The organism is Micromonospora sp. CPCC 206060, from assembly GCF_036906895.1.
Lineage (GTDB): Bacteria > Actinomycetota > Actinomycetes > Mycobacteriales > Micromonosporaceae > Micromonospora.
Window position 1 is genome coordinate 1 of sequence record NZ_JBAKHU010000150.1, and the last position, 4,618, is coordinate 4,618.

Sequence of the window (4,618 nt, forward strand, 5' to 3'; positions counted from 1 at the left end):
ATGGATCAACAAACCCGACAACAGCGACCCCGAACAGACCACCGCCCCGCCCGTGCCCAACCGACCAGCAGCACAAAGCTGAACAAAATCAAGAAAATGTCTCAGTTGACTTGACAGGTTCCGCCCGCCCGCTACGGTAGGGGGCGGCCGGCTAACGCCGCGTCGAAACGGTCGGCGAGTGCGAGGAACTCATCTCCCCATCCGCTGGACAGCGACACCTCCTGGATGGGACCCGTGGGCGCGAACAGGACCGTGAGTGTGAATGGCACGGGACCACCAGCGTGGACCATCGCGGTCAGCCCATCAAGTTCCTCCAACGCGGCTGCCATGTCATGGAACGATGACCAGGAGAAATCGTTGTCTGGTCGTGCCAGGTATGCTCGTGCCTCCTCGAGTACGGCCAGCAACGCAGCCGTGTCAGCGCCCATGCCGGTAGCATCACACGACCTGGGGCAGGAGACTGGTCCCGTTCATCCGCATCTACCTGGTCACGTTCTCCGTACGCCGACAGCTCCAGCTTCAACCGCTCCGTCAGCTCCGGATGGAGCACGTCGACCGTCAGCCGGAACTCCTGCGACGCTTCGTAGCCCTGCCCAGGTCAGACAGCCCAAGGGTTTTTGTGTCAAGCAGTGACGAGACGGACCTGTCCGGTGTGTTGCGGCCAGGCGTGTGCTTCGTCGTATCGGGTGCCGGTCTTGAGGCAGCCGTGCAGGATGCCGACCAGGCGGTTGCTGAGCTGGCGTAGAGCGGAGTTGTGGCTGGCTCCGCGGGTTCGCTGCTTGTCGTAGTAGGCGCGGGCGCCCGCTGACCCCGTCAGTGCCGAGAGCGCCTGCGAGTGCAGGGCGTCGGCGAGCCGGTCGTTGCGCACGTAGCGGGCCAGTACGATCCGGCTGCGGCCGGATGCGCGGGTGATGGGGCTGGACCCGGCGTAGTTCTTGCGGGCCTTGGCGCTGGCGTAGCGGTCGGGGTCGTCGCCGAACTCGGCGAGGATGCGGGGGCCGTTGACGTCGCCGATTCCGGGCTGGGACAGGTAGATGTCCGCGTCGGGGTGCTGGTGGAAGTGCGTGTCCACTTGGGCCTGCAGCCGGGTGATCTGCTCGTTCAGAGTGATCAGCACGGCGGCGATCGCCTGCACCGTGGCCGCGTACGCGGCGCTGAGCGCCTCGGGCTGGGCCAGGTGCGAGGTCCGCAGCGCGGTCTTGACCTGCTCGGCCTTGGCCGCGACGTCGCGGCGGCGCGCGTGCTTGAGCGCGGCCGTGATCTGCCCGCCCGTCAGCCGGGCCGCGCGTACCGGGTCCGGTGCCCTGGCCAGCAGTTGCAGGGTGTCGGCGCCGGTCAGCCCCAGGGGCGTGTAGGCGTCCAGGGCGGCCGGGAAGAACTCCCGCAACGCCACGCGCAGGCGCAGCAGATGCCGGGTCCGTTCCCAGATCAGCGTCTGATGCGCCCGGGCGATCACCTTGATCGCCTCGGCCTGTGCGCTGTCACCGGCCATGGCGCGCAGCTGATGCCGCTCGGTGCGCACCATGTCGGCGAGGGCGTGCGCGTCGGCAGCGTCGCTCTTGGCCCCCGAGGTGACGTAGCGTTCCTTGAACCGGGCCACCTGCTTGGGATTGAGCCCGTACACCTGATAGCCGGCCGCCAGCAGCGCCTGCACCCACAGGCCCCGGTCGGTCTCGATCCCGACCACGACCTGCCCCGGGTCATCGGACTCGCCCAGGTGCTCACCGATCAGCTCGTGCAGTCGGCCGATCCCGTCCGCTCCCTCGGGCAGCCGCCGCACGGCGAGCCTGCGTCCACTCTCGTCCTGGATCTCCACGTCGTGGTGATCCTCGGCCCAGTCGTCCCCCACGAACAGCAATTCCTCACCCCCAGCTCTGCCCGGCATGATCAGCAGCCTGCGGGAGAAACGCTCGCGCTCTAATGGATCAGTGCTCACGCCCACCGGACGGGCACGACAGCCCAACAGCAGTCTCGTCTCCCGACCACCGGCGGGGGCACGGTCTGACCCTAGGACTCACCTGCTCCTGAGCCTTGCAGTGCTCACCCGCCAGCGGCTACCGGAACCGAGTCTGCGCCCGAACAGGGCTAAAGCCCCGAACCGACACCAACCCGGTAGCCCCCATTAGAGCCGTCATCGCCGGCAGCGTCGACGAACCGACCCTGCGGACCCTACGCGCGCTACGCAGCCAGGGAACCCCCGCAGGGGTGCTGGTGGTGACCCACACCGACGACGCCGGCTAACAACTCCTGACTCTTTGAGCGTTGGAGTTGGCGCCAGCAGCCGCGATGTCCGGGTTCTGGTCCGACGCACAGACCATGGACTGCGCCCGACGCTAGGCGGGTTCGACCCGGTAGCCGCCGCTCTGCACCGTGAAGAACGGCGCGGGCGCCATGACGGGTGCATTCGGGTTCCCGGCCATGCACTTGGCCAGATTCTCCACTGGCCCCGTGGAACCCATCTGGTCGAGGCTGTGGACGGATTCGTCGTCGCCACCGTCGAAGACGGTGAAGCCGAGGTGCTTGCCCATCCAGCTTTGACTGAGCTCGGGCGAGGTCTTCGTGACAATTGCGGTCAGTGTCGCGGCTCGGCCGCTGGTCATCACGCAGTTCACCTCTCCTTCGGCCCAGAGGGTGAGGTTCAAGGCGGCCACCCGGTGATAGACGCGGACCGTGCCCTGGGCATCGGCTGGGTGAGGGATCTGACCGGTAGTGGGGGAGACGGCGTGGGCGTCGAAGGTGAAACGGACGTCGTCGTCGGGCGCTGGGGAGTAGAAGACCCGCGCCGACCCGGTTACGCTCGCCTCCGATTGTGTCTGGGTGGTGGCTGTCGCCGGCGAAGCGGCCGGGATCGCGGATGCGGCCACCGCCGCCACGCCGAGGGCCGCCAACGTTTGGAAGACTGTTTTGGTCAAGGCGATCTCCTGGTGAGTGTGAATTGTGTTTCCACTCGAAGGATCGCGAGTCCTCCTGGGCCGTTGCCTCCCTCGCGCGGGTGATCTCGTGACAGGGCGGCTCGCTACCTCCCTCGCACGGGTGATCTCGTTACACGGCGGCTCGGCGCGGGAGTGAATGAGCCGGCGCGTCGTGTACGTGCTAGAGCAGCACGTTCATCGCCGTCCCTCCGCCGGCGTGGGCGCCCAAGGCGAGTTGAGCAGCCGCACGGCGGCAACCACGTCTTCCGGGTCGACGCCCGTCAGGCCGGACGGCCGGGCACGGAGCAGACACCGGCCCGGGTGTCCCGGCAGGCGGCCCTGGCGTCACCGACCCGGACCAGCGGAACCTGGTAGGGCGCCCACTGTTCGAACGGGACGGTGGGAGCGAACAGGCTGACCACCGGCGTGCCGACTGCGGCGGCCAGGTGCGCCGGTCCGGTGTTACCGACCATCACACAGTCGGCCCGGGCCAGGACGGCGGTCAGTTCGGCCAGCGACGTACGACCGCCTGATTCGGCACCTGCCGGCGCTACCGCTTCCGGGCCCGCGCGGTGGCCCGGGCGTTGGCCTTCTCGATCGCGCGGACCTCGTCGTTCCTGTCCATGTTCTCCGGGTCGTCGATGCCGACCCGTCGGGCGACGTCGTCGAGGTGTCCCTTGCTGGCGTTGGCGTCGACCCCCTGGGCGGTGTCCCGCCTTCCCAGCGCAGACTCGGGCGTTCCCTGCTCGGCCTGCGGGTCCGAGGGGCCCTTGTGTTCCTTGGGCTCCCAGCGGTCCCCGACCTTCTCGTGGGTGTGCTTCAGCGAGGCGAACGCGGCGCGGTGGGCCCGCTCGCCGTCGCCGTAGGACTCCTCCGCCGACTCCAGGGTCTTCTTGTAGGTCCGTACCGCCTTGTCATCAGAGCGCGCGATGGTCGACGGCACGTCGTCGCGCATCTGTTCGGCCTGCTCATGCTTGTCCGGCATGACGACACCTCCCTGACAGTGATGATGTGCGAGGCGGCCGTCGCCGTGACAGCTGCCTCGCACCGGCCCTTTGACGCGAAGTCATGCTGGGACCCGGTGCATGCCCGCCCTGCCGGCAGGGAAACGACGGTTACGTCACCGCCCCGCCGTCACAGGAGAAGCGAGCACGACGCCGGCCGCGATGTCGGCAACCGGCGGAAAAGCCGGATACGGCCGGGTGATGGCCCCTAGCGTGAGGGGCACCGAACGACAGACGGGAGAGGCACGTGACCGAACCGGAGGAGAACCGGGAGAAGAGCCGTAAAACCGACCGGGTCCTGTACTCACCCGACGGGGACCCGCACCACACTGTGGCACAGGCGCCGCAGCCGGACGAACACCTTCCGGTGACCGTCACTCGCGGCGACCGGACCGAGGTCGTCGACGACGAGCAGTGAGGAGCGACGAGATGGAAAACCGCCCCAGCCCGGTACGACAGCTGGGGGAGTCGACGAGTCTGTGGCATCAAGGGCTGTCGCTCGGGTCCACGGCGGCGCAGATGGTCGCGTAGCACCTGCTCGCTGGTCCGTGCCATGGCGAGTGCCTCTTCGGTCCGCGCCGAGCCCGCGACTCGGCAGGGCGATCTCGGCGGCGTACTTCCGTACCGGCGGGGCAGGGCTAGGCCGCGTTTCGTAAGGCTCGGAGCCACTGGTCGATGATGGCGATGGTGACGGTGGCTTCG

General features: G+C 68.3%; 6 protein-coding genes. 1 reads left to right on the forward strand and 5 read right to left on the reverse strand.

The window, feature by feature from the left end; genetic code table 11:
* Positions 1-131 precede the first annotated feature (131 nt).
* The 5 genes from V6U90_RS32460 to V6U90_RS32480 all read right to left on the reverse strand — a co-directional run bounded on the left by V6U90_RS32460 (position 132) and on the right by V6U90_RS32480 (position 3,897).
* Positions 132-428 carry a hypothetical protein gene (locus V6U90_RS32460; RefSeq protein ID WP_334444849.1) on the reverse strand — a complete coding sequence of 99 codons (297 nt, stop codon included), beginning with the start codon at positions 426-428 and terminating at the stop codon, positions 132-134.
* A 194-nt stretch (positions 429-622) separates the two neighbouring features.
* Positions 623-1,858, reverse strand: coding sequence for an IS110 family transposase (locus V6U90_RS32465; protein ID WP_334444857.1), 1,236 nt, complete (start codon positions 1,856-1,858; stop codon positions 623-625).
* Between the two features lie 475 nt (positions 1,859-2,333).
* Positions 2,334-2,912: a hypothetical protein gene (locus tag V6U90_RS32470; RefSeq protein WP_334444851.1), complete on the reverse strand. Its 579-nt coding sequence runs from the start codon at positions 2,910-2,912 to the stop codon at positions 2,334-2,336.
* Between the two features lie 281 nt (positions 2,913-3,193).
* On the reverse strand, positions 3,194-3,385 hold the full coding sequence (locus V6U90_RS34125; RefSeq protein WP_442933712.1) for a glycosyltransferase family 9 protein: 192 nt from the start codon (positions 3,383-3,385) through the stop codon (positions 3,194-3,196).
* Between the two features lie 77 nt (positions 3,386-3,462).
* Positions 3,463-3,897 carry a ChaB family protein gene (locus tag V6U90_RS32480; protein ID WP_334444853.1) on the reverse strand — a complete coding sequence of 145 codons (435 nt, stop codon included), beginning with the start codon at positions 3,895-3,897 and terminating at the stop codon, positions 3,463-3,465.
* A gap of 266 nt (positions 3,898-4,163) precedes the next feature.
* On the opposite strand from V6U90_RS32480, the gene V6U90_RS32485 reads away from it, so the two are divergent.
* Positions 4,164-4,334: a hypothetical protein gene (locus V6U90_RS32485; RefSeq protein WP_334444855.1), complete on the forward strand. Its 171-nt coding sequence runs from the start codon at positions 4,164-4,166 to the stop codon at positions 4,332-4,334.
* Positions 4,335-4,618 lie beyond the last annotated feature (284 nt).